Source organism: Flavobacterium sp. CAN_S2, assembly GCF_015752255.1.
In the GTDB taxonomy this organism is placed as follows: domain Bacteria; phylum Bacteroidota; class Bacteroidia; order Flavobacteriales; family Flavobacteriaceae; genus Flavobacterium.
Genome location: NZ_JADOVA010000001.1, coordinates 1,612,760 through 1,638,688, shown reverse-complemented (window position 1 = coordinate 1,638,688; position 25,929 = coordinate 1,612,760). Strand labels below are relative to the sequence as shown.

Below are 25,929 nucleotides of genomic sequence, written 5' to 3'. Positions count from 1 at the left end.
ATAATTTATGAGTACTAAATCAACAAAAGGAATTTGGAAAGTCATTTCCGCATCCTCAATGGGTACAATGATCGAATGGTATGATTTCTACATCTTTGGAAGTTTAGCCGTTGTAATTTCAACAAAATTTTTTCCTTCGGATAATCCTACAGCAGCCTTCTTATCGACTTTGGCAACATTCGCAGCCGGATTCGTAGTTCGTCCTTTCGGAGCTCTTTTCTTCGGAAGATTAGGAGATTTAATTGGAAGAAAATATACTTTCATGGTTACGTTGTTATTAATGGGTGGTGCAACCTTCCTGATTGGATGTATCCCGAGTTATGAAACCATAGGATTCATGGCGCCTTTATTAGTATTAATTCTTCGTTTGCTTCAAGGTCTTGCTTTGGGTGGTGAATATGGTGGAGCAGCAACCTATGTGGCCGAGCACGCTCCCGTCGGACAAAGAGGATATTGGACTTCTTGGATTCAGACGACTGCAACAGTGGGTTTATTTATCTCTTTGATGGTTATTTTAGCCACAAGAAATATTCTTACACCAGAACAATTTGACGAATGGGGATGGAGAGTTCCGTTTTGGGTTTCTATCGTAATGGTAGGGGTTTCGTATTTGATTCGTAAAAACATGGATGAATCTCCCGTTTTTGCTAAAGCGAAAAGTGAAGGAAAAACAAGTACCAATCCTTTAAAGGAAAGTTTTGGAAACCGTTACAACTTGAAATTTGTATTGTTGGCTTTATTTGGGGCAACCATGGGACAAGGAGTTGTATGGTATACCGGTCAATTTTACGCGATGAGTTTCTTGAAAACGGTAATGTCGATAGACTCTTCTCAAGTAGACACACTACTAGGAATTGCATTAATTCTTGGAACACCATTCTTCATCTTCTTTGGTTGGTTGAGTGATAAAGTAGGAAGAAAGTACATAATGATGGGCGGTATGTTATTAGCTATTTTATTATACAGACCAATCTACAAACAAATGTACGAAACCACATCGGTAAAAAACAAAACCGAAATGGTCGAAAAAACTACGGTACTTGCTGAATTGAAAGAAAATAAAAAGCAAACCATGGATTCTATCTATACGACCAACAAAGAGTATGTGGATGGAACTACTTTTCAAGAAATAAAAACCGTACATTTAGAAAACGGAGCAGTAATAGTCGTGGATGGTAAACCAAAAGTGGACACCAAAACAACTATTAAAATTAACTCCAGCGACAATTGGGCATTGATATTTCTAGTATTTGTACAAGTAATATTTGTGACGATGGTTTACGGACCTATTGCAGCATTCTTGGTTGAAATGTTCCCGGTAAAAATTAGATATACCTCGATGTCATTGCCATACCACGTAGGAAATGGAATTTTTGGAGGACTACTTCCAGCTATTTCAACCTATTTTGTAACCAATGCAAAAGACTTAGGTCATCCGGAGTTTTACCTTGAAGGTCTTTGGTATCCAATTGTTATTGCTGCAGTCAGTTTTGTAGTTGGAATGGTTTACATTAAAAATAAAGATAAAAACGCTCACGTATAAAAACACAGCTATGAAATGAGCATGACGGCAATTGGGTCGCAGATACCAATGATGATATGCGAATTACATATGACCGATAAAAAAACAATAAATAGCAACATATGAATCAGATAAAAAGAGTTTTAGGATTAGTTTGGATTGCTTGTGCTGCTGCTGCAGCGTATTTCTGCATCTTCACTTTTGGATTACCAAAATTTATGTCAGGAAAACAAGAGGATCTAGTATTCGGGATTATCATCCTGTTCATACTTACACCATTAATCGTTTTAGGATTAGGAACCTTTGGTTACTATGCCTTAATGGGAGATTATGACGAAAAAAAATAATTAAATTTCCAATAGACAGTCTCTGCATGAATTTGCAGAGATTGTTTATTTTTTACTTTAAAAGAGAGATTCATATACAGAATCTTTAAAAATAAAAGCACATTCCGCTGCAAAGCAAACTGCATCTTCTTATGAAAAAGAGACATGAACAAAAGTTGGTTATTCTTTCAATGCTAATGTTATTAGCTTTGAACGTGCCACTCTTGCTGTTATTTGACAGTTCGCAACCACTTTTTGGATTCCCAATTATCTACATTTATATCTTCTCGGCATGGCTGTTTTCGATCGCCATATCGTACCTAATCATAAAAAGATATTATGAATAGCATTGGACTCTTATTAATATTGGTGCTTTATTTGTCAATTCTTTTTTACATTGCCTATTGGTCCGAAAAAAGAAGCCATTCTAAATGGACAAATAATCCCTACATCTATTCCTTTTCATTAGCCGTATATTGCACAGCTTGGACCTATTACGGAAGTATTGGTGTTGCTGCAGAATCCGGTTTGAGTTATTTACCCATTTATTTAGGACCCATATTAATTATCCCAACGTGGATGATTATTCTCAAAAAAATCATCCGAATTTCGAGAGTAAATAAAATTTCCAGCATTGCAGATTTTATTTCTTTACGATATGGGAACAGTAGATTTTTAGGAGCAGTGGTAACTATGATTTGTATTTTTGGAATCTTACCATACATTTCCTTACAGTTAAAATCAATTTCTGATACTTTTCATATTGTTACCAAAACACAGGCTAGTTCTAATATTTTCACTGACACCACAACCTATGTTTGCATAGCACTGGCTTTATTTGCTTCTTATTATGGTACCAAATATGTGGATGCTTCCGAGAAAAGACGCGGAATAGTAACCGCCGTGGCCATGGAATCTATCTTGAAGTTAGTTTTCTTTTTGATTGTGGGGATTTATGTTACCTATTTTGTTTTTGACGGTTTTGATGACATTTATCAAAAAGCGGCTGTCCTTAAAGATTTCGATAAAAAAAATACAATTGGCGGCATCACAAACGGGATCAACTGGTTCTTTCTTTGTATTCTATCGATGTTTGCTATTTTCCTTTTGCCGAGACAATTTCACACTGCTATTGTCGAGAACAACAAAGAAACCCACATCCGAACAGCGATTTGGCTTTTTCCGTTGTACCTGCTACTTTTCAACCTTTTTGTTTTTCCAATTGCTTGGGGTGGCAATATTCTTTTTGAAGGAAAAGGCCATAATTCAGATACGTATTCCTTATTAATTCCACAGTTTTTTGACAATAATGTATTGACAGTAATGGTTTTTCTGGGTGGATTTTCGGCAGCCATTTCGATGATTATAGTATCTTCAATTGCACTCGCTACCATGTTGAGTAACAACTTACTGATTCCGTATGGCTTCATTGGTTCACTTGAAAATTCTTCTCAGAAAAAGAACAGTAAACGGATTGTAAATAGCCGAAAAATTGGAATATTTTCTCTAATCATTTTGGCGTATGCCATCTATCGAATATTCATTTTGGATTATTCGTTGGTTTCCATCGGACTGGTTTCCTTTGTCGTTATAGCACAACTGGCTCCTTCCTTTTTTGGTGCATTATTCTGGAAAAGAGGTTCTAAATATGGTGCGGTTACCGGAATCATTCTTGGGTTTTTAACCTGTTTTTACACGTTGTTAATTCCGTACGCTATTGGAATCACAAAATCAACCAGCCTGTTTATTCAGGAAGGGCCTTGGGGAATTGAATTGCTAAAGCCTTTTCAACTATTTGGATTGGATTATTTAGAACCAATCCCGCACGCTGTTTTTTGGAGCTTATTAATAAATATTCTTAGTTATGCTGCGGTTTCAGTGAGTTTCAAAGGCAATTACAGAGAACGCAATTATGCAGAAATGTTTGTGGATATTGACAAATACATCACTAATCACGAAAACGCTTTTGTATGGAAAGGAACTGCGTATATTTCTGATATTCAAAAAGTGTTGCAGCGATTTCTTGGTGAAGAAAGAACCAAGCGCGCTTTGACTATTTTTAATTTAAAATATAATATAGACAAAGACATTACCACTGCCGATGCCCGATTTATAAAGTTTGCCGAGAATTTATTGACGGGACACATTGGTACGGCTTCCGCCAAAATATTAATATCGAGTGTGGTCAAAGAAGACAAAATCAGTTTGCCGGAAGTCTTGCGCATTTTGGAGGAATCCAAAGAAAACATCATCATAAACAAAAAGTTGACGGACACTTCGAATGAATTAAAAAAAATATCGGAACAACTCAAAAATGCGAATCAGGAATTAGTCAACAAAGACATTCAAAAAGATGAATTTCTAGATACCGTTACCCATGAATTAAGAACGCCAATAACCGCTATTCGTGCCGCAAGCGAAATCCTTCACGATGATGACGACATTCCCGAAGAGCTGAGAAAACAGTTTTTGCAAAACATCATTTCCGAGTCGGACCGTTTGAACCGTTTGATTGATAAAATTTTAGATTTAGAAAAATTTGAAACTGGAAAACAGAAGATTTATTTGTCTAAAAATAACATCACAAAAACGATTAAAAACACATTAGGTTCTCTCCAACAATTAATAAAAAACAAAAATATCAGCATTGAATTTAAGGATGCATCCAAAGAAATAAAAGCTTTTTATGACGAAGAGCGAATCGTTCAGGTCATCCATAATTTAGTTTCAAATGCTATAAAATTCTGTTCGGAAACAAACGGAAAAATAGTGATTTCAATTGATGAAAATAAAGACAATATCGAAGTCAAAATACACAACAACGGGAAGGGAATTAAGAAGGAAGATTTCGAAGCCATTTTTGATAAATTCTATCAATCTCGAAACCAAAACGTAAAAAAACCCATAGGAAGCGGACTGGGTTTAGCCATTTGTAAACAAATTATTGAACATCATAAAGGTAAAATTTGGGCTGAAGATAATGTGGTTGAAGGAGCCACTCTCATCTTCACATTACCCAATTATAATACAGCAGAAAATAGTTAAAAAATGAAAAAGATTTTAATTGTAGATGACGAACCAAACATTGTAATGTCACTGGAATATACATTCAAAAAGAACAATTTTGAAGTTTTCATAGCACGTGACGGCCAGGAAGCACTGGATATTTTACAAAAACAACTTCCGGATGTCATAATTCTGGATGTCATGATGCCCATGGTGGATGGTTTTGCCACATTGGAACAAATAAAAAAAGACGAACGACTGCGGCATTGCAAGGTCATTTTCCTTTCGGCAAAAAATAAGGAAAAAGATATTGAAAAAGGACTTTCATTAGGCGCTAATTTATATGTTGTGAAGCCTTTTTCAGTTAAAAAATTAGTCGATCAAGTTCATGAATTAATTCAATAAGAAACAAATTCAACACAATGGAATACAAGGAAATTTATGAGGACAGCATTGCGCATCCAGAAAAATTCTGGGCAGAACAAGCTGATGCAATTGAGTGGTACAATAAACCGGAGACAATTTTATCGAAAGATGAAAATGGATATCCGCTTTGGTACAAAGATGGAGAATTGAACATTTGTTATCTGGCGTTAGATAAGCACATTCAAGATGGTTATGGAGATCAGGTCGCTTTTATTTATGATTCTCCGGTGACACAAACCGTAAAAAAATATACTTTTTCGGAAGTAAAAACCGAAGTCGCAAAACTCGCGGGAGGCATGCAATCATTGGGATTAAAGAAAGGCGATACCGCCATAATTTATATGCCCATGATTCCTCAAACTGCTTTTGCGATGTTGGCTTGCGCGAGAATTGGAGTGATTCATTCGGTTGTTTTTGGAGGTTTTGCACCACATGAATTGGCCATCAGAATTGACGATTGCAAACCCCGAGCGATTATAACAGCATCGTCAGGAATTGAAGTCGACCGTCTAATTGCATACAAACCTTTGGTGGATGAAGCAATTGCATTGGCGAGTCACCGACCAAAAAAAGTAATCGTTTTCAATAGAAAATTAGGAGCCAGAATTCCGTTTAAGAAATATGATGTAGATTACGATGCGTTGGTTTACGGCTCCGAAGAAACGCCTTGTGTCCCTGTAAATTCTAATCATCCGCTGTATATTTTGTACACATCTGGAACTACTGGAAAACCAAAAGGAATTGTTAGAGATACTGGTGGATATGCCGTGGCATTGAAATTTTCGATGAAATACATTTACAATGTAAAGGAAGATGAGACTTTTTGGGCAGCATCGGATATGGGTTGGGCAGTTGGGCACAGCTACATTCTTTACGGACCATTATTAAACCGAAATACCACCATAATTTTTGAAGGCAAACCGATAAAAACTCCAGATGCAAGTACGTTTTGGAGAATAATTTCAGAACATAAAGTAGGCACCATGTTTACCGCTCCAACCGCCATTAGAGCCATCAAAAAAGAAGATCCTGACGGAGAATTCATCAAACAATATGATTTGAGCGCTCTTAAAAACCAATTTTTGGCGGGAGAACGCTGCGATAATGCCACATTGGAATGGTACCAACAACACATTCCAATTCCCGTAATTGACCATTGGTGGCAAACAGAATCAGGCTGGCCAATGATTGCCAATTCTCTTGGCATTGAAAAACTGCCGGTAAAATCTGGTTCTGCCACAAAAGCAGTTTGCGGATATGATATTCGAATTTTTAATGAAAACGGCGACGAATTAAGCGCCAATGAAGAAGGTTTGGTTGTTGTAAAATTACCTTTACCTCCTGGAAATATGTTGGGTATTTGGGAAAACGAAGCCCGTTTCAAAGCTGGATATTTCAGCAAATTTGACGGGTATTATTTGTCTGGCGATGGAGGCTATAAAGATGAAGACGGATATATTTTCATCACCGGAAGAACGGATGATGTGATAAATGTAGCGGGACATCGATTGTCAACGGCAGAAATGGAGGAAGTTGTTGCTTCCCACCATTCCGTGGCTGAATGCGCCGTTATTGGAATTCAAGATGAGTTGAAAGGCCAAATCCCTTTGGCTTTGGTGGTAACCAAATCAGGAGATGCAATCGAACATTATCAATTGGAACAAGAAATCATTAAACTGGTTCGCCAGCAAATTGGCGCAGTTGCTTCGTTGAGAAATGTGGTTATTGTACAACGTTTACCCAAAACACGCTCGGGAAAAATCCTCCGAAAACTGATGCGCAGCATTACCGATGGCGAGGAATTCCAGATTCCCTCCACCATTGATGACGAAACCATTGTGGAGGAAATCGTTACCACATTAAAAAAGTATAAAATAGGTGTTTATAATATTTAAAATTTACCAAAATCATGAGTTACTATAAAATTAATAATTTAGAAGAGTACTTTAAACATTACAAAAAATCAGTTCGTGAGCCCAAAAAATTCTGGGACAAAGTGGCGTCTGAAAATTTTACTTGGTACCAAGAATGGGATAAAGTTGTAGACTTTAATATGGCTGAAGCCGATATAAAATGGTTTACCAATGCGAAAGTAAACATTGTAAAGAACTGTATCGACAGGCATCTTGCTAAAAAAGGAGATAAAACAGCTATCATTTTTGAACCAAATGATCCAAATGAAGAGGCATTGCATATTTCGTACAATGAGTTGTACGAACGTGTTTGCAAAATGGCGAATGTCTTAAAGGAACAAGGCATACAAAAAGGAGATCGCGTTTGTATTTACTTACCAATGATTCCTGAATTAGCGATTACCACTTTGGCCTGCGCCAGAATTGGAGCCATTCACTCGGTTGTTTTTGCAGGATTTTCTGCCTCGGCAGTTGCAGCAAGAATCAATGACAGCGAATGCAAAATGGTCATCACCTCTGATGGTGGATATCGTGGGAACAAAACCATCGATTTGAAAAGTATCGTTGATGAAGCCTTATTGAATTGTCCTTGCGTAGAGAACGTTTTAGTTGCTAAAAGAATCAACTCAAACATTAACATGAAAGAAGGTCGTGACCAATGGTTGCAGCCTCTTTTAGACCAAGCTTCGGATAATAATGTGGCAGAAATCATGGATGCCGAAGATCCTTTGTTCATCCTTTATACTTCCGGTTCAACAGGAAAACCAAAAGGAATGGTACACACTACTGCGGGTTATATGGTGTATTCAGCCTATACATTTAAGAACGTTTTTAATTATGAAGACAATGATATTTTCTGGTGTACCGCTGATATTGGCTGGATTACCGGACATTCTTATATTCTTTACGGACCGTTATTGAACGGAGCTACGACGGTAATTTTCGAAGGCGTTCCGTCTTATCCGGATTTCAGTCGTTTTTGGCAAACCATAGAAAAGCATAAAGTTACCCAGTTCTACACGGCACCGACAGCTATTAGAGCTTTGGCAAAAGAAAGCATCGAATACGTGCAAAGGTACCAATTGACCTCTTTAAAAGTGATTGGATCAGTTGGGGAGCCCATCAATGAGGAAGCTTGGCACTGGTACAACAACCACGTAGGAGACAAGAAATGTCCTGTTGTGGATACTTGGTGGCAAACCGAAACCGGAGGAATTATGATTTCGCCAATTGCGTTTGTAACTCCAACAAAACCTACTTATGCTTCGTTACCGTTACCGGGAATCCAACCTGTTTTGATGGATGAAAAACGCAATGAAATCGAAGGCAATCAGGTTACAGGAAGTTTATGTATTAAATTTCCTTGGCCAGGAATTGCCAGAACCATTTGGGGCGATCATCAAAGATATAAGGAAACCTATTTTTCTACCTTTCCAGGTAAATATTTCACTGGCGACGGTGCTTTGCGTGACGAAGTTGGGTATTACAGAATCACTGGCCGTGTTGACGATGTGGTTATTGTTTCCGGACACAATTTGGGAACTGCACCGATAGAAGATGCCATCAATGAACATCCTGCAGTTGCAGAATCAGCTATTGTAGGTTTCCCACATTATATCAAAGGAAATGCTTTGTATGGTTTTGTAATTCTAAAAGAAACCGGAGAATATCGTGACAGAGAAAACCTTAGCAAAGAGATTAACCAACACATATCCGATCATATTGGACCAATTGCAAAATTGGATAAAATCCAGTTCGTTTCCGGTTTACCAAAAACTCGTTCCGGAAAAATCATGCGTAGGATTCTGCGTAAGATTGCCGAAGGTGATTATTCTAATTTTGGGGATACCTCAACGTTGTTGAATCCTGAAATTGTGGACGAAATCAAAGACGGTAAAATTTAATTTTTAGTTTTAATTTGTTGTTGAAAAACTGCTTCATTTCTGGAGCAGTTTTTTTTATACAAAAACGGCTGCCTTTTTAGGGACAGCCGTTTTTCACTAATTCAACGTATTCTTAATTTTTCAACAGTTTCAATACTTTCATTTCATTATTTTCATCAAATGCTTTTACGATGTAAAGTCCTTGATTCAAATCACTAATCGAGAATTGAGTTCCTGCCGTTTTATTAGCATCAAAACTTTTTACCAATTGTCCAGTGATAGAAAAAATCTGCACTTTAGAAGTTGTTTCATTCAATGTGAAATAATCAGACGCTGGATTTGGATACAACACAATCGTTGGTGATTTTTCGTAATCCGCTATTGCTAATGATGCTGTCTTGTTACCATAGATTTTAAATTCTCCTGGCTGTAACGTAATTGCAGCCGATGTACTAATAACATTGATAGAGGTATTATCCATCAAATTGTACCAAGTTCCAGTGTATGGAAATCCTGAAGGAACGTTTTGAGGAATAACATTAAAATTAGCTACAATCAACACATCTTTCAGTTGGGTTGATGCTAATGCACTGTTGGTAATTTTAATATTTGGAAATAACGAGCTGGAATTATTTATTGTCACAGTTCCTGAAAACACAGGTTCCATTGTCTTCATAGTAATCATTTTAGCCCAATCATCATAAATTTTACTTCTGTTGGTGTCACCAAGCCAATTAGTCGCCCATTGCGGTTGTGGCTTAGTATCTAATTTACAATCTCCTGATGTTGCATCCGAAGGAGAATTCACGGTGCCATTGTTACAAGAAAAAATAGATTTTTCCCATCCTAGTTCTCCGAACTGCCAAATCATTTTTGGTCCTGGAACCAACAAAGAAACAGCACCCAAAGCTGACATTCTTGACAAAGCTATATTTAGTGTTCTTACATTATGGTCTGCAGTTGAATTATTTCCAGATTGTAAATTATTATACATTAAGCGCTCCTCATCATGACTTTCTGCATACCCCATCAATCGGTGCGCAGTAAATCCTCGGCTTGATGAACTCATTCTTGAAATATTACCCGCATATCCTTTTGTAAGGTTGTTATAATCAAACGTCATTATTCCCCACATCATCACCCCTTTACTTGGCGTTTCATTCAATCTGTAATTTGCCCATAGTTGTTCTTCATCATTAACTCCTAAATGTTCGAAAATAACGTAGTGATTTGGATCTAAATTCCAAGAATAATCCGCATACTTTCGTAATACATCTACTCTATCTTGTTGTTTGATACCCGTACAGTTTTCTTGACCGCCTGCTACGTTCGCTGGACAATTTTGTGTAAAACCTTTGGTTAAATCCCAACGGAAACCATCAATTTTATATTCTTCAACCCATTGTTTAATGACACGTTGCACATAGTTTTGTGTTCTTGGTTGTTGATGATTAAAATCTTCTCCTACACTATAACTGTGCATCGCTGTTGTATTAAAATAAGGATTTTCAGTTGATGGAGAACCCCAGCCGTCGCCATCAGGATCATTCATCCACATACGAAGCATTGGATTTCTTCCAAAAGCATGATTTAAAGCAACATCTAGAATTACAGCAATTCCGTTTTGATGGCATAAATCCACAAATTCTTTTAACTTATCAGAAGTTCCGTAGAATTTATCCAAAGCCATGTGAAAAGAGGTATTGTAACCCCAACTTTCGTTTCCTTCGTATTCCATTACAGGCATTAACTCAATCGCATTTATTTTCAAGTTTTTGAAATAATCGATTTTATCAATTAGGTCCTGATAGCTTCTATTAGCATCAAAATCACGTACTAACAATTCGTAAACCACCAGCTTTTCTTTTGCAGGCTTAACAAAATTTGTAGTGGCACTACTCCAAGCGTAAGGTGTTTTTCCTGTTTGCAAAACCGTTACTTCACGCTGCTGACCTGCAGGGTACGCCGGAAGATTTGGATAACTCGAAGCAGGAATATAAGGATCGTCATCAGGAGACAATACTAAAGTCGAATATGGATCGGCAGTTTTTACTAAAGAAGGCGTTCCAGCAATAGGTGTTGCATCAACTACCCAATATTGGTACGTATAATTTGTTCCTGAAACCAATCCGGTTAATTCTAACCAAAATTTCCCCGAAGCCGGATCTTTTTTCATGGCAAAAGAACCTGTTGGTTGCCAATTGTTGAAACTTCCCGCTACGTAAATAAAATCTTTGAACGGAGCATCCAAAACCAAAGTTGCTTTTGTAGCATCGGCAGAATTATAATTGATTCCGTCTAATAAACCTGCTGGCATAGCTTCACTAACCACATTTGGATTCACTATAGCACTAAACTTTTTAGTGATTACGGTTGTCCCTTGAGTAACTTGCAATTCGTAGTTTTGATTCCCTGTTATATTTGTGTGATTAAAAGCGTAGCTAGAAGTAGCTGTATTTGTGTTTATAGTTGTCCCATTTGCCTTTAAAACATAACTGGCATTTCCACCTGTATTAGTAGCTGCAATGTTCAAACTCCCGCCTGAGGCAATAATTGTTGAACCATTTTCTGCTGGTAAATTTAGTGTCACTTGGTAGGCACCAACTTCAATAAAATTATCTTGGGATTTTTTATCACCTGTTCCATCCTTAGCTTTTACAAGAAATCCAATTCTGCCTATTCCGTTTCTGTTATAGAAAACATTTGGTGTGAATGTTTTAGTATAAGTATCTGTGGCCGAATTATAGACAAAACGATTCGCCTCGTTAGATGAGGTCCATGTGCCATTAGTAGGGCAGTCAATACTGTTCGCATCATTAATATCAAAAGACCAGGTCCACATATATAATGCATTTCCGGTAACTCCCCAAGCACCTTCATTTACTGAAGCACCATTGACCGTAATGGTAATAGATGTTGTTTCTTCAAACGTTGTCGGACTCACTGTGTAAGGAATCGACTGTTGCTGCGCAGTGGCTACAATAGAGAGAAAAAATAATATATAAAGTATAGTTTTTTTCATGGTTTAGCGTTAATTAAATTAAAAACTAAAAAAAAGGGCTACCCACAGATAGCCCTTAAATTTTTTGAAATAAATTATTCTTGATTAGGAATCATCAAATAACTACCATCTAAATCATTGAAATAGATTTTATATTTTGATTTAGCAACTGGTAAATCTCCTGAGCTTGTTCCGTTGTTTGGGAATGCAGAAAAAGCAGTGTTTCCACCCCAACTTACGTCCCATGCATTATTTGCTCTAAATTTAGCTTTACCATCATTCAACGGCAATACGTTTAATGACCAAACATGAGAATTAAATGTAGATTGCGTTAATGCTGTCGAAGCATCCCATCCTAGAGGTGTGCTATCTCCAATAATACCTACCGTGGTGAAAGTTGTCGCTGAAGCTGCATTATAAGCTACTAATGTATATTTTAACGTTTCAGTATTCATTGTGAAAGTATAGTATCCCTCCGTTGCGATCTCAAAAGATGCTGGATCTGGATCAGCTTCTGTAGGTCTAGCCACGATAGCTCCATTATCACCTTTACCATACATTGGAGCCCATTGTCCAGGTGTAGAAATCAATTTGAAAGCGCCAGCTTTAAAGAATCCTGTGAATTGATATAAATTAGGATTTGTTCCACTTCTAAATAATGGTTGGTTGTTGTTGTTATTATTCCATCCTGAAGCAGTTGCATCACCTACAAAATACCAATCTGTGAATTCGTAAGGAATTAATCCTGTATAAGCATTAACTAAAATAGTTAATGGCGTTTCAGACATCATTTTTTCTATTCCTGCCAAACTTGACATTACTTTGATATCATAAGAGCCTAACTCATCAGGAGTACCACCTAATTCAATTACCGCTTGATTCAACGTTTTTACAGATACTTCGACTTGAGTTGCACCAGAAGTTCCTCCTAATTCAATTGCATTAGCAAAATCGCCCCCTTTAACATCGATTAAAAGTTTGTATCCTATCTCAACATCGCCATCATAAGTTGCTTTGGTCCATACAAAACGTTCTGCAACATCATCAGCATTTTCTTCTAATAATACGTATGATTTATCATTTTCTGGCGCAACTAATTCAGGAGTATCAATTCCCTGAATTACTGGTCTATCTTCTACATCCTCGACGCTACAAGACAAGGCAAGTACCGCAAATAAAGCAATTACTGATTTCGTTATATTTTTCATTTTTTAATTATTTTTTATAGTTATTAATATCCAGGGTTTTGTTGTAATTTACTGTTTGATGACAATGCTGTAGCAGGAATAGGAAATAAATTTCTAAACGCTTGAGTTGGTGCTCCACCAGCTACATTTCCTTTCCAAGGCCATAAATAACTACCACCTGAAAATTTACCAAAACGAATTAAATCCGTTCTTCTATGTCCTTCCCAGTGAAGTTCTTTTGCTCTTTCGTCAAGAATTAAGTTTGCACCTGCAGCATCAGCAGTAAGAGAAGATATTGTTGAAGCATTTGCTCTGGTTCTCAAAGCATTTACATATCCTCTGGCAGTTCCAAGATCTCCTACTTTACCAACTACCGCACATTCAGCATACATTAAATAAGCATCTGCCAAACGGAACATTGGAAAATCAGAATCTGAGAAATCTCCTGATTTGTCAGAACCTTGAACACCGTTTACATCTATATTTCTAAATTTTTGAATGGCGTAACCATCAGTAAAATTACTAATATCAACTATTTCCTTAGTTTGTCCATCGGTATAAAATTGACCCCTTGCATCCGTAGTATTTGCACTAAACTTGTCAACAAATGCTGATGTAGTTCTGATACCAGCCCAACCACCATTGATTCCAAATTCAGAAGCTTTCATAGAACCACCAACTGGTGCATGCGTTAAGAAAGTAGTTCCACCATACGTTTGCGTTCTAAGACCATCAAAAGCAATTGTGAAAATGAATTCGTTTTGAGCTCCGTTTCTATCATTATCAGCAAAAAACAATTGGTTGTAGTTATTATGCAAAGCATAACCTGATCCAATTACTTTATTGATTAATGGCAATGCTCCTGCATAGTTATCAGTACCAATGTATACTTTAGCATTCATGTACAATTTAGCTTGTAACATCCAGGCTGCTGCTTGGTCCACGCGATACGCCTCATTTGATTTAGGCGCTTTCAATTCTGGAGTAATAGCCGTTAATTCTTCATCAACAAACTTGTATAATTCTGCTCTTGTAGCATATTCAGGATAGTAAAAACTCGTTGGAGAATTTTCAGTTACCAAAGAACCTCCACCATACATGTCAATTAAATGCCAATAAGTGAATGCTCTAATGAAACGTGCTTCAGCTCTGTAGGTTTTAATCTCTGCTATCAAAGCAGCATCAAGACCTCTTGCAGCTAATTTTTCATCAGTAGTTTGTCTTAGAAACTCATTACAGTTTACAATTTGGAACGAAAAACGTGCAAATGTTGCTGTGATAAAACGGTCTAAAGAAGTCCATGTTTGTGAATGTAGGTCTTTTATTGTTCCGTCATTCCATGCAATAACTGCTTCGTCTGTTGTCAATTCCTGCATTAACCAGAAACCTCTAATATACTGGCTTTCTCCCTCATCAATTCCGGAGATATCAGGTGAACCTGCTGCCGTTTGACCTGAAGTAGCAAATCCTGCATAAAGTTTCGCTAAATTTTGTTTATACGATTCTGGCGTGCTAAAAAATTCTTCTCCAGGAACAGCAACATTGCTTTCCGGAGATTGGCTTAAATCATCTGTACACGATGGGAATAACATCACCAACAGTAACAAAGAAATACCCAATACTTTTATTTTTGTCTTTTTCATTTTTCTCTTTATTTGTATTAGAAATTAACGTTTAAACCTAACGTGAAAGTTATTGGTCGTGGGTATAAATTACTATCTATACCTCCAGAAATTTCTGGATCTAATCCTTCATATTTAGTTAGTAACAATACATTTTGCGCTGATAATGTCAATTTAACTAATGAAGAAGCATTCTCTTTTTGATTAAAAGTATATCCAACACTTACGTTGTCCAATCTAATAAAAGAGGCATCTTGAATGTAGTAATCTGATTCGAAACGTTTGGTATCATTTGATCTGAAACCAGTTTCCAAAAGATTTTCAACACCATTAGATAAATCTGTATTTCTAATTAAAATGTTATTGAAAGAACCTTTACTTGAATCTACGTTGTTGTAATTGTAGTTACCCCAAGATCCTCTCCAGTTCATTCCCATATCAAAGTTTTTGTAGGTTACGCTAGTATTAAATCCGTAGAAAACGTCCGCTGCTGGTTTGTGAAAACGGTATTTATCCAACTCTGATACAATTCCATCTTGATTTCTGTCGATAAATACTCCATCTAAAGGTTGCCCGTTTACACCATACGCTTGCTCATAAACATAAAATGAACTTGGCGCATATCCTACTTGGTGATTCTGAATAAAATTTCCAGTAGCACCCTCATAACCTCCAACATTAATTCCTGGAGTATTTGGTTGTGTAGTAGTCAACTTTGTAATTTTAGAATCTTGGAATGTTACGTTACCGCCAACTCTCCATTCAAAATCATCTGTACGAACTGGAATTACTTCTCCAGCAATCTCAATACCCTTATTTTCAATTGTTCCTACGTTATAGTTGTCAAAATTTGAAAACCCGAAGAAAGAAGGATTTTGCGTGTACAATAATAAATCTTCAGTAGTTCTTTTGTATAAATCAACACTACCAGTAATTCTATTGTTTACAAATCCAAAATCTAAACCTGCATTTACAGTAGTCGTTTGTTCCCATTTCAAATTACTGTTATACGGTTGTGGTCTGTAAGTAGTATAAAAATCACTTCCAAACTGGTATTGAGCAGCACTATTAGAAGCAAGATATAAAGGAATTGAAGGATAACTGATTCCAATATCCTGTTGTCCAGTAATACCCCAACCTCCACGAAGTTTCAATGTAGATATACTTGTTACGTCTTTCAAGAAGTTTTCCTCATTCAATTTCCAAGCTAAAGCAACAGCAGGGAAATTTGCCCAACGATTTTCTTCTGTAAATCTTGAAGTACCATCACGTCTGTAAGACAAAGTCAATAAATACTTGTCAGCAATACTGATGTTTGTTCTTGCAAAAAAAGATTGCAAGTTGATACGAGACGGGAAATTAGGATCAATAGTAGTATTTTTACTTTGAAAATTAAAATTCGAAGAATTAAATGACTCTCTAAAATCTTGGTATGAATATCCTCCTGTTACATCAAAAACGGTATTAATTGATTCTACTTTTTTGTTATAATTCAAAAATAAATCCATCAATTTATTGAAACGAGATTGTGTTCTTTCGTATGTATTGTTAAATCCAGAACCTGAAAGCCCATTTAAAAAATTTGCTTCAGTATTACCAAAAGATCTACCTGTTAATTGATCGTAACCAAGATTAGCAACCGCTTTCAATTCCGGTAAAAAATGCATTTTATATTCTGTTTGGATGTTTCCAATACTTCTATATGCAGTTCCAAAGCTATTTTGTTGTTCAATTTGAGACAATGGATTTCTTCCTGACAATTGGTTTATTTCAGTTGGTGAAGTATACCATTGGAAAAAAGTTCCATCAGCATTTCTTACTGGCTGTGTTGGGTCAAATCGAATCGCTGAACCAATAGCACCACGATTACTGTAATTACTATTTATAAGAGACGTGTTATTATTCAATTCAATTTTTAAATGATTATCTAAGAAGTTACCAGTAACCCCGGCAGATAATGTAGTACGTTCCATGTTATCTCTTTTCAAGATACCATTTAAATTCGCATATCCTACAGATGCTCTGTATACTATATTATCAGAACCACCACTTAATGAAATGTTATGATCTGTACCAATAGCGGTTCTGTAGATTTCATTTTGCCAATCTGTATCAGCAGCACCCATTAAAGCTATTTGTGCAGCATTTCCGTTAGCCGTTACAAAATCTCTAAATTGAGTACTTGACAAAGCATCTACTTTGTTTGTAATTTCAGATACTTGAAAATTTCCGTTGTAGTTTATTTGTAAGTCACCTGCTTTTCCTTTTTTCGTAGTAATGATAATTACACCATTAGATGCACGAGATCCGTAAATTGCAGTTGCTGAAGCATCTTTCAAAACCGAAATAGATTCAATGTTATTTTGGTTAATCGTAGATAATGGATTTCTACTTCCTTCTACTCCACCAGCAGCAACTGGCACACCATCAATTACATATAAAGGATCATTGTTTGCTGATAATGAAGATCCACTTCTGATTCTTATGCTTGCACCTTCACCTGGAGAACCTCCACCGTTGATGATTTGCAAACCAGCAACTTTACCTTGAATCATTTGATCTGCAGATGTTACAGGCCCTTTATTAAAATCTTTTGTAGTCAAAACTGTTACAGCTCCTGTAGCATCTTTCTTCTTAACTGTACCGTAACCCACTTGAATTACGACTTCTTTTAATTGATTAGCATCTTCTTCCAAAGATACGTTTAATGAATTTTGAGCAACATAATCCACTACAGTATTCTTATATCCTATGTAAGAGAAAACGATTTTATCTCCTCTTTTTACATTTGATAACTGATATTTACCATCAAAATCAGTAGAAACACCATTAGCGGCACCTTGTACATTTACGTTCACCCCCGGAATTGGTTGCCCTGATGCTTTATCAAGAACCGTTCCGCCAACAGTATTCTGAGCCAGAACACTAAAAGGGATTAGCAGTACTAAAATTAACAACTTTTTATAAATTGTTTTCATACTTTTTGTTTAATTTAATTTAATTTTTTTTTGAGTTTTTAACATTAACTTATACTTCGAATGTTAAATTTATGTAAATTTTGTCACGCTCGACAAAGGCAATTTTTTATTGAGTTACGAAAACGTAATAGTGTTGAAAACTTTCTGATTTATTGAAATTTTTACGACTTTAATTACCATTTGTAAAATTAAATTTTACCTTTATTACGAAATAAATTTTTACCAAAAACTACTATGAAAAGGAAAATAACGCTTAAACAAATTGCCAAAGAATTAGACGTTTCCATTTCCACCGTTTCTAAGTCCTTACGAAACAGTCTCGAAATCGGCGAAGAAACCAGACTTAAAGTGCAGGCATTTGCTAAATTTTACCACTATAAACCAAACAATATTGCACTTAGTTTAAAAAATAGAAAAACTAAAACAATTGGAATTATTATCCCTGAAATTGTTCATCATTTTTTCTCGACAGTTATAAATGGAATCGAACAGGTTGCAAATGAAAATGGATATAGTGTTATCATCTGTCTGTCAGACGATTCATTTGACAAAGAAGTCTTAAATATGGAAATGCTGGCCAACGGTAGTATCGATGGTTTTATCATGTCGCTCTCCAAAGAAACCCAATTCAGAGGCGATTTTCATCATATTACAGAAGTCATCAATCAAGGAATGCCTGTTGTTATGTTTGACCGAGTTACAAATGATATCCTTTGCGACAAAGTCATTATTGATGATAAATACGCTGCTTATGAAGCAGTACAAAGCCTGATTGATAAAGGACGAAAAAAGATCGCATTAGTCACCACCGTTGATTACGTGAGCGTAGGAAAATTGCGTACCGATGGTTATATCAAAGCACTGCTGGACAACGATATTCCCTTCAATGAGAATCTAATCATCAAAATAGAAGATGTAGATACCTGCGAAATCACTATTGGAAAACTATTGGAAGACAAAGCTATAGATGCTGTTTTTGCTGTGAATGAACTTTTTGCAGTAACAATAATCAAAACCGCTAATAAAATTGGGCTCAATGTACCTAATGACTTGGCCGTTATTGCTTTTACGGATGGAATAATTTCTAAATATTCTACTCCTACTATTACAACCGTAAGTCAGAGTGGAATAAAAATGGGAAATAAAGCTGCAAAAATGCTTATTGACCGACTCGAATCCGAGGAAGATGAAGAGGATGAAAACTACAAAACCGAAGTTATAGAAACCCATTTGATAGAAAGAGAATCAACCAATTAAATTATTATTTGTTAAATTATTCATTACTACAACCTTGTAGTAGAAAAAGTTCTCCAAAATTTCTTTCCGTAAAACAAAAGTTTGAAATATATTTTTATATTTACCTCTCAAAACTTTAACTTTTACTTCGAAAAATAAGATAAGTTTTGATAAGCATAGCGCTTATCGTATTAATATTTAAATTACGATAATGGAAAAGCGTAGATTAAGTTTCTGGGAAATTTGGAACATGAGTTTCGGTTTCTTGGGAATCCAGATGGGTTTTGCCCTTCAAAATGCTAATGCCAGCAGAATTCTCCAGATTTTTGGCGCAGATGTACATGAACTATCCTGGTTTTGGATTATTGCCCCTCTTATGGGACTTATCGTTCAGCCCATTATAGGACATTACAGCGACAAAACGTGGGGGAAATTCGGAAGACGAAAACCTTTCTTTTTAGTAGGTGCTTTATTAGCCTCAATTGGATTAATATTAATGCCTCAAGCCGAAATTTTCATCGCTTTTCTACCTGCCTTATGGGTTGGTGCCGGAATGCTGATGATTATGGATGCATCTTTCAACATTGCCATGGAACCTTTCAGAGCTTTAGTGGGAGACAACTTAAGAACCGACCAAAGAACTCTTGGATTTAGTGTACAAACCGCATTAATTGGTTTTGGTGCTGTTATCGGGTCTTGGCTTCCTTATGTTTTAACGAATTGGTTTGGCGTTTCAAATAGAGATGAGGATGGCGGGGTTCCAATGCACTTGATTTTATCTTTCGTCATAGGAGCGGCTATTCTGGTAGTTTCTATTCTGGTTTCTATTTTTTCTGCCAAAGAATATTCTCCGGAAGAGTTAGCACAATTTGAAGACGAAATGGCACATCAGGAAACTAAAGTGACTGATGCTGATCCAAAAGAATCTAGTTTATTGGACATTTTTGATGATTTCAGAAAAATGCCTACTACGATGCGACAATTAAGCTGGGTACAATTTTTCTCTTGGTTTGGTCTTTTTGGAATGTGGGTTTTCACCACTCCTGCCATAGCCCATCATATTTATGGTTTACCTATTTCGGACAGCAAAAGTGAAGCTTACCAAAACGCTGGTGACTGGGTTGGAGTCCTTTTTGGAATTTACAATTTAGTTTCGGCATTCTATGCCTTTGCTTTGCCTTATATCGCAAAAAAAATAGGTCGAAAACTAACACACTCTATATCCTTAATTATTGGAGGAATCGGGTTAATATCTATCTATTTTGTTCCTAATGAAGACTGGTTAATTCTTTCCATGGTTGGTGTTGGAATCGCTTGGGCAAGTATTTTATCTATGCCGTATGCCATATTAGCCGGATCAATCTCTCCAATGAAAATGGGAGTTTACATGGGTATTTTCAACTTCTTTGTCGTTATTCCCCAAATTATCAATGCCTTAATTGGCGGACCATTAGTTAAATATGTATACAATGACAATGCCATATTTGCATTAGTGACCAGTGGCGTCAGCTTCTTGATTGCTGCAATTTTAGTTGTTAAAGTGAAAGATGTTGATGACGTAATAAAACAATAATAATGAACACAAAAGCATTTATATTCGACCTCGACGGAGTAATTGTTGACACCGCAAAATACCATTATTTAGCGTGGCAAAAAATCGCTGCTGAATTAAATATCGAATTTACACACGAACATAATGAATTATTAAAAGGAGTCAGCCGCGTGCGCTCTTTGGATATCATATTAGAATTAGGAAAAGTAACCGCATCACAAGAAGACAAAGACAGATGGTTAGTTCAAAAAAATGAGGACTATTTATCCTATTTAGTTGACATGGATGCAAGCGAGATTCTTCCGGGAGTTTTTGAAATTTTAAAGTTTTTAAAAGAAAACAACCAACCAATCGCTTTGGGTTCAGCCAGTAAAAACGCAAGACCTATTTTGGAAAAAACAGGATTGCTATCTTATTTTGATGCTGTCGTAGACGGAAATGATGTAACGAATGCCAAACCGGATCCGGAAGTTTTCTTAATGGCTGCAAAGTTATTGAACATAAAACCGGAGGATTCAATCGTTTTTGAAGATTCAGTGGCGGGAGTTCAAGCGGCAAATATTGGAAACATGACCAGCATAGGAATAGGTGAAGCAAATACTTTGCATGAGGCTAAATATATCTTTAAGGATTTTACAGCCATCGATACAAACTTCATAGAAGAAATAATTAGAAAATAAAAAGATAGAATAAAAAGAAACAAGAAGTAAGAGGTTAGAAAAACTGTGATAAATTTCAACAACTTTAAACTTCTAAACCTTAAACTTTTTAAACTTTAAACAAAAGTAAAGAATGAATCAAGATTATATAAAACCGGATAATTGGTCCATCATAGAAGAAGGATTTGATGCAGAGAGCGTAAAATCATCCGAAAGTTTGTTCAGTATTGGCAACGGTGCCATGGGACAACGTGCTAATTTTGAAGAAAATTATACTGGTGAAACATTCCAGGGAAGCTACATTGCCGGAATTTATTATCCTGATAAAACCAAAGTGGGCTGGTGGAAAAACGGATATCCGGAATATTTTGCCAAAGTTTTGAATGCACCTAACTGGATTGGAATCGACATTGAAATCAATGATGAAAAACTGGATTTGAATACCTGTTCCGATGTCAAAAACTTTCGTCGTGAACTAAATATGAAAGAAGGATGGTACCATCGTTCTTTTGAAGCGACTTTAAAAAACGGTACTGAAATTTCCGTAAATGTGCGTCGCTTCCTTTCGTTAAACTTGGATGAAGTTGGTCTAATCAATTATGAGATCACTCCTTTGAACAAGGATGCCAAAATAATTTACAAACCCTACATTGATGCTGGTGTAACCAATGAAGATGCGAACTGGGAAGAAAAATTTTGGGAACCGCTTGACGTAAAAAAATCCGGAAACGAGGCTTTTGTAACTGCTCAAACGTTCAAAACTCATTTCAAAGCAACCACTTTCATGCAAAACACCATTTTGACTAATGGTGAAAAAACAGGAATTTCTCCTTCTAATATTGATGCAACTGCTGACAAAATTCAGTTTAGCTATGATGTAATTGTGGCTCAAGGCCAAAAATCATCGATACAAAAAATTGGTGGGTACACGGTTTCTTTAAACCATGAAAATACGATTACTGCTGCCGAAAAAGTGATTCAATCCGCTTTAGCATTAGGTTATGATCAAATGTTACAGGACCAAATTGCTGCTTGGGCAAAAATTTGGGAAATGTCAGACATTACCATTGATGGCGATGTAAAAGCACAACAAGGAATTCGTTTCAATATTTTTCAGTTGAACCAAACGTATTTAGGAAAAGATTCCCGTTTAAATATTGGGCCAAAAGGTTTCACTGGCGAAAAGTACGGAGGTTCTACGTATTGGGACACCGAAGCCTATTGCATTCCGTTTTATATGGCGACGAAAGATCAGGAAGTGGCTCGAAACTTATTGACGTACCGCTACAATCAATTGGACAAAGCCATTGAAAACGCTGCTAAATTAGGATTTACTAACGGTGCCGCTTTATATCCAATGGTTACCATGAACGGTGAAGAATGTCATAACGAGTGGGAAATTACTTTTGAAGAAATTCATAGAAACGGAGCCATTGCATTTGCCATTTACAACTTTTACAGATACACTGGAGATTACAGCTACATTCCTGAAAAAGGATTGGAAGTATTAATAGGAATTGCTCGTTTTTGGCATCAAAGAGCTAATTTTTCGACTAATTTAAACCAATACGTAATTCTTGGCGTTACGGGTCCAAATGAATACGAGAACAACGTAAACAATAATTTCTATACCAATTATATTGCAAAATGGTGTTTGGAATATACCTACGAACAAATTCAGAAAGTGTCTCTGGAATATCCTGTAGACCACAAAAGAATTACGGAAAAAGTAAAAATATCGGATTCCGAATTACAATCTTGGAAAAAAGTTTCGGACAATATGTACTTCCCTTTTTCGGAAGAACATAACGTGTATTTGCAACAAGACGGTTTCTTGGACAAAGAATTGGTTCGCGTAGCTGATTTGGACAAAAGCCAAAGACCAATCAATCAAAAATGGTCTTGGGATAGAATTTTGCGTTCGCCTTACATCAAACAAGCCGATGTTTTACAATGTTTCTATTTCTTTGAAGATCATTTTTCGAAAGAAGAATTAAAAAACAACTTTGAATTTTACGAATCTTTTACGGTTCATGAAAGTTCACTTTCGCCATGTGTTCACTCGATTCAAGCCGCTTTATTAGACAAAATGGATATGGCATACACGTTCTATTTAAGAACGTCACGTCTGGATCTTGATGATTACAATAAAGAAGTGGAAGAAGGCTGTCATATTACATCTATGGCAGGAACTTGGATGAGTATTGTAGAAGGTTTTGGCGGAATGAGAGTTAAAGAAGACACGCTTCATTTCTCTCCAAAAATTCCAAAAGAATGGGAAGGATACTCGTTTAAAATTAATTTCAGAAATCAAATTTTGAAAGTAGCAATCAATCACAATGAAACTACTTTCTCAATTGTTGGCGATAAAGAATTAGCTATCGTTGTAAATGGAAAATCCGTTGTAGTTACGCCTGAGAATTTAGTTACCGTATAAGCAATTGTTAGAACTTGTAGTTTATTCTATTATTTGATTTAAGCCTTAACAAGCACAATAACAATCCCAATACACATTGGGATTGTTTATATAAGTCTGATTCTCTTTTGAATTATCCAATCCATAATCCACTGAAACAGCAATCTTTTTTTCAATCCTCATTAAAATTTAATGTAAACAATCTATTTCACCATGAATAAAATTATTTCTTTACCTTTCCCAAATAGGAGCTTTCTAAAAAAAATAACATTATTCCTTTTTTTTATGTCTGTAACATTACATGCTCAAATCGACAAAGTAGAACCGCCTTTTTGGTATGCAGGAATGCAAAATCCAGAACTGCAGATACTTTTTTACGGTAAAGACATTTCTCAAAACCAAGTCACCGTTTCTAATGGGATAAAAATAATCAACGTAAAAAGAACCGAGAATCCCAACTACATTTTTGTTACAATCGACACTAAAAAAGTTGCGGCATCTGATTTCGTTTTTACCTTTAAAAGCAAAAACAAAGAAACGTCCACTCAAAAATATTCTTTAAATAAAAGAAGAGAAAATTCTGCGCAACGCAAAAGTTTCGATTCTTCGGATATGATGTATTTACTGATGCCGGATCGTTTTGCCAATGGAAACAGGAATAACGACAGCGAAAATTCGACCCAAGAAAAATATAACAGAGAATTACCGGGCGGAAGACACGGTGGCGACATCGAAGGAATTATAAAAAATCTGGATTATATAGCAGAACTGGGTGCAACAACCATTTGGAGCACACCGCTATGTGAAGATAACGATGCTAAACATTCCTATCACACTTACGGACAATCTGACGTTTATAAAATTGATCCTCGTTTTGGAACCAATGCTGATTATGTTCGACTGGCTGCTGAAATGCACAAACGAGACATGAAACTGGTGATGGATTATGTGACGAATCACTGGGGAATTGAGCATTGGATGATGAAAGATTTACCTACCAAAGAGTGGATTAATCATTTTGATACCTACACCCAAACCAATCATAAAAGAACAGTTATCCATGACACCAACGCAGCTGAAATTGATAAAAAAATCGCAATAGACGGTTGGTTTGTTCCGTCGATGCCTGATTTGAATTTAAAAAATCCTTTGACTTTAAAATACCTGATTCAAAATGCCATTTGGTGGATTGAATACGCGGATTTGGATGGATTTAGAGTAGATACCTATAATTATTCCGACCCAAAAGGCATCGCAAAATGGACAAAATCCATTACGGATGAATACCCAAATTTTAATATTGTAGGGGAAGTTTGGATGCAAAGTCAAGCACAAATGGCCTATTGGCAGAAAGACAGTAAAATTGCTGAAATTCAAAATTACAACTCCTATCTGCCAAGTGTAATGGATTTCACTTTGTATGAAGCAACTACCAAAGCTTTCAACGAAGATGAAGGAACTTGGGACAAAGGAATGGTGAAAATGTATGACAATTTTACCAATGATTTTCTGTATCCAAATATCAATAATATGTTGATTTTTGTCGAAAATCACGACACCAATCGCATCAATCAAACTTACGGAAATGACATCCGAAAATACAAAATGGCAATGACTTTGATGGCTACCGTTCGCGGGATTCCACAATTGTATTACGGAAGTGAAATAGGAATGGCCGGTGATAAAAATAAAGGAGATGCTGACATTAGGCATGATTTTCCAGGCGGATGGGAAGGTGATGAGAATAATGCTTTTGTCAAAGAAGGAAGAACTCCGGGACAAAGTGAATATTTTGACTTTACTTCCAAATTATTCAATTGGAGAAAAACAAAAGCGGCAGTTCATTTTGGACAGATGACACATTATATTCCGGAGAACAATATTTACGTATATTTTAGATACAACAACGATGAAACGGTAATGGTTTTAATGAACAACAGCAGCGAAACAAAAACGGTAAAAACCGATCGTTTCAAAGAAAACATCAAAAACTTTAAAACCGGAAAAGATGTAATTTCTGAACTTACATTTGACGTTACAAACGAAATAATAATAGAACCTAAGTCGGTTTTGATTTTAGAGTTGAAGTAATTAAAATTCTATCAGAAAAAGCATAAAACAAAAGCGCTTGACAGAAAATGTATCGCTATTATTTCAACTTATATGACTTATATGTATCAAGAAAAACAATCATTTAACACT

16 protein-coding genes are annotated in these 25,929 nt (G+C 36.1%); 12 read left to right on the top strand and 4 right to left on the bottom strand.

The genetic code is table 11. The features are described from left to right. The first annotated feature begins 7 nt into the window (after window positions 1–7). The 7 genes from IWX80_RS07345 to acs all read left to right on the top strand — a co-directional run bounded on the left by IWX80_RS07345 (window position 8) and on the right by acs (window position 9,097). On the top strand, window positions 8–1,543 hold the full coding sequence (locus IWX80_RS07345) for an MFS transporter (RefSeq protein WP_121363787.1): 1,536 nt from the start codon (window positions 8–10) through the stop codon (window positions 1,541–1,543). Between the two features lie 101 nt (window positions 1,544–1,644). Continuing rightward, a complete protein-coding gene (locus IWX80_RS07340; RefSeq protein WP_121363788.1) occupies window positions 1,645–1,869 on the top strand; it encodes a DUF6814 family protein in 225 nt (74 codons plus the stop codon). Window positions 1,870–2,000: 131 nt separating this feature from the next. Continuing rightward, a complete protein-coding gene (locus IWX80_RS07335) occupies window positions 2,001–2,195 on the top strand; it encodes a hypothetical protein (RefSeq protein ID WP_091173041.1) in 195 nt (64 codons plus the stop codon). After that, window positions 2,188–4,893, top strand: coding sequence for an ATP-binding protein (locus IWX80_RS07330; RefSeq protein WP_196852819.1), 2,706 nt, complete (start codon window positions 2,188–2,190; stop codon window positions 4,891–4,893). Before IWX80_RS07335 ends, IWX80_RS07330 begins: the two co-directional genes overlap by 8 nt. A gap of 3 nt (window positions 4,894–4,896) precedes the next feature. Next, on the top strand, window positions 4,897–5,259 hold the full coding sequence (locus IWX80_RS07325) for a response regulator transcription factor (RefSeq protein WP_113637591.1): 363 nt from the start codon (window positions 4,897–4,899) through the stop codon (window positions 5,257–5,259). A gap of 17 nt (window positions 5,260–5,276) precedes the next feature. After that, window positions 5,277–7,175: an acetate--CoA ligase gene (locus tag IWX80_RS07320; RefSeq protein ID WP_196852818.1), complete on the top strand. Its 1,899-nt coding sequence runs from the start codon at window positions 5,277–5,279 to the stop codon at window positions 7,173–7,175. Between the two features lie 14 nt (window positions 7,176–7,189). After that, the gene (acs, locus tag IWX80_RS07315) at window positions 7,190–9,097 is read left to right on the top strand and encodes an acetate--CoA ligase (protein ID WP_196852817.1); all 1,908 of its coding nucleotides are present in this window, start codon (window positions 7,190–7,192) and stop codon (window positions 9,095–9,097) included. 112 nt (window positions 9,098–9,209) lie between these two features. On the opposite strand, the gene IWX80_RS07310 is transcribed toward acs, so the two are convergent. The 4 genes from IWX80_RS07310 to IWX80_RS07295 all read right to left on the bottom strand — a co-directional run bounded on the left by IWX80_RS07310 (window position 9,210) and on the right by IWX80_RS07295 (window position 17,864). Further along, entirely contained in the window at window positions 9,210–12,098 is a 2,889-nt protein-coding gene (locus IWX80_RS07310) for an alpha-amylase family glycosyl hydrolase (RefSeq protein WP_196852816.1), read from the bottom strand. A gap of 74 nt (window positions 12,099–12,172) precedes the next feature. Next, window positions 12,173–13,285: a SusE domain-containing protein gene (locus tag IWX80_RS07305; RefSeq protein ID WP_196852815.1), complete on the bottom strand. Its 1,113-nt coding sequence runs from the start codon at window positions 13,283–13,285 to the stop codon at window positions 12,173–12,175. 23 nt (window positions 13,286–13,308) lie between these two features. Continuing rightward, a complete protein-coding gene (locus tag IWX80_RS07300; RefSeq protein WP_196852814.1) occupies window positions 13,309–14,907 on the bottom strand; it encodes a RagB/SusD family nutrient uptake outer membrane protein in 1,599 nt (532 codons plus the stop codon). A gap of 17 nt (window positions 14,908–14,924) precedes the next feature. Continuing rightward, window positions 14,925–17,864, bottom strand: coding sequence for a SusC/RagA family TonB-linked outer membrane protein (locus IWX80_RS07295; RefSeq protein ID WP_196852813.1), 2,940 nt, complete (start codon window positions 17,862–17,864; stop codon window positions 14,925–14,927). A 234-nt stretch (window positions 17,865–18,098) separates the two neighbouring features. On the opposite strand from IWX80_RS07295, the gene IWX80_RS07290 reads away from it, so the two are divergent. From IWX80_RS07290 to IWX80_RS07270, 5 genes are all read left to right on the top strand, one after another. Next, window positions 18,099–19,121 (top strand): LacI family DNA-binding transcriptional regulator, encoded by a 1,023-nt coding sequence (locus tag IWX80_RS07290; RefSeq protein ID WP_113637605.1) that lies wholly within the window; start codon window positions 18,099–18,101, stop codon window positions 19,119–19,121. A 190-nt stretch (window positions 19,122–19,311) separates the two neighbouring features. After that, window positions 19,312–20,673: an MFS transporter gene (locus tag IWX80_RS07285; RefSeq protein ID WP_196852812.1), complete on the top strand. Its 1,362-nt coding sequence runs from the start codon at window positions 19,312–19,314 to the stop codon at window positions 20,671–20,673. A gap of 2 nt (window positions 20,674–20,675) precedes the next feature. Next, complete coding sequence (gene pgmB / locus IWX80_RS07280; protein ID WP_196852811.1) at window positions 20,676–21,332, top strand: beta-phosphoglucomutase; 657 nt, start codon at window positions 20,676–20,678, stop codon at window positions 21,330–21,332. 112 nt (window positions 21,333–21,444) lie between these two features. Beyond that, window positions 21,445–23,748, top strand: coding sequence for a glycoside hydrolase family 65 protein (locus tag IWX80_RS07275; RefSeq protein ID WP_196852810.1), 2,304 nt, complete (start codon window positions 21,445–21,447; stop codon window positions 23,746–23,748). A gap of 264 nt (window positions 23,749–24,012) precedes the next feature. Next, window positions 24,013–25,818 (top strand): glycoside hydrolase family 13 protein, encoded by a 1,806-nt coding sequence (locus IWX80_RS07270; RefSeq protein ID WP_334682283.1) that lies wholly within the window; start codon window positions 24,013–24,015, stop codon window positions 25,816–25,818. The last annotated feature ends 111 nt before the right edge of the window (window positions 25,819–25,929 follow it).

Bases quoted from the DNA above. Each gene is read 5' to 3' on its own strand.
- IWX80_RS07335 (WP_091173041.1), top strand. From the start codon at position 2,001: ATGAAAAAGAGACATGAACAAAAGTTGGTTATTCTTTCAATGCTAATG.
- acs (WP_196852817.1), top strand. From the start codon at position 7,190: ATGAGTTACTATAAAATTAATAATTTAGAAGAGTACTTTAAACATTAC.
- IWX80_RS07340 (WP_121363788.1), top strand. From the start codon at position 1,645: ATGAATCAGATAAAAAGAGTTTTAGGATTAGTTTGGATTGCTTGTGCT.
- IWX80_RS07310 (WP_196852816.1), bottom strand. From the start codon at position 12,098: ATGAAAAAAACTATACTTTATATATTATTTTTTCTCTCTATTGTAGCC.
- IWX80_RS07300 (WP_196852814.1), bottom strand. From the start codon at position 14,907: ATGAAAAAGACAAAAATAAAAGTATTGGGTATTTCTTTGTTACTGTTG.
- IWX80_RS07295 (WP_196852813.1), bottom strand. From the start codon at position 17,864: ATGAAAACAATTTATAAAAAGTTGTTAATTTTAGTACTGCTAATCCCT.
- IWX80_RS07290 (WP_113637605.1), top strand. From the start codon at position 18,099: ATGAAAAGGAAAATAACGCTTAAACAAATTGCCAAAGAATTAGACGTT.
- IWX80_RS07330 (WP_196852819.1), top strand. From the start codon at position 2,188: ATGAATAGCATTGGACTCTTATTAATATTGGTGCTTTATTTGTCAATT.
- IWX80_RS07270 (WP_334682283.1), top strand. From the start codon at position 24,013: ATGTCTGTAACATTACATGCTCAAATCGACAAAGTAGAACCGCCTTTT.
- pgmB (WP_196852811.1), top strand. From the start codon at position 20,676: ATGAACACAAAAGCATTTATATTCGACCTCGACGGAGTAATTGTTGAC.
- IWX80_RS07345 (WP_121363787.1), top strand. From the start codon at position 8: ATGAGTACTAAATCAACAAAAGGAATTTGGAAAGTCATTTCCGCATCC.
- IWX80_RS07305 (WP_196852815.1), bottom strand. From the start codon at position 13,285: ATGAAAAATATAACGAAATCAGTAATTGCTTTATTTGCGGTACTTGCC.
- IWX80_RS07275 (WP_196852810.1), top strand. From the start codon at position 21,445: ATGAATCAAGATTATATAAAACCGGATAATTGGTCCATCATAGAAGAA.
- IWX80_RS07285 (WP_196852812.1), top strand. From the start codon at position 19,312: ATGGAAAAGCGTAGATTAAGTTTCTGGGAAATTTGGAACATGAGTTTC.
- IWX80_RS07320 (WP_196852818.1), top strand. From the start codon at position 5,277: ATGGAATACAAGGAAATTTATGAGGACAGCATTGCGCATCCAGAAAAA.
- IWX80_RS07325 (WP_113637591.1), top strand. From the start codon at position 4,897: ATGAAAAAGATTTTAATTGTAGATGACGAACCAAACATTGTAATGTCA.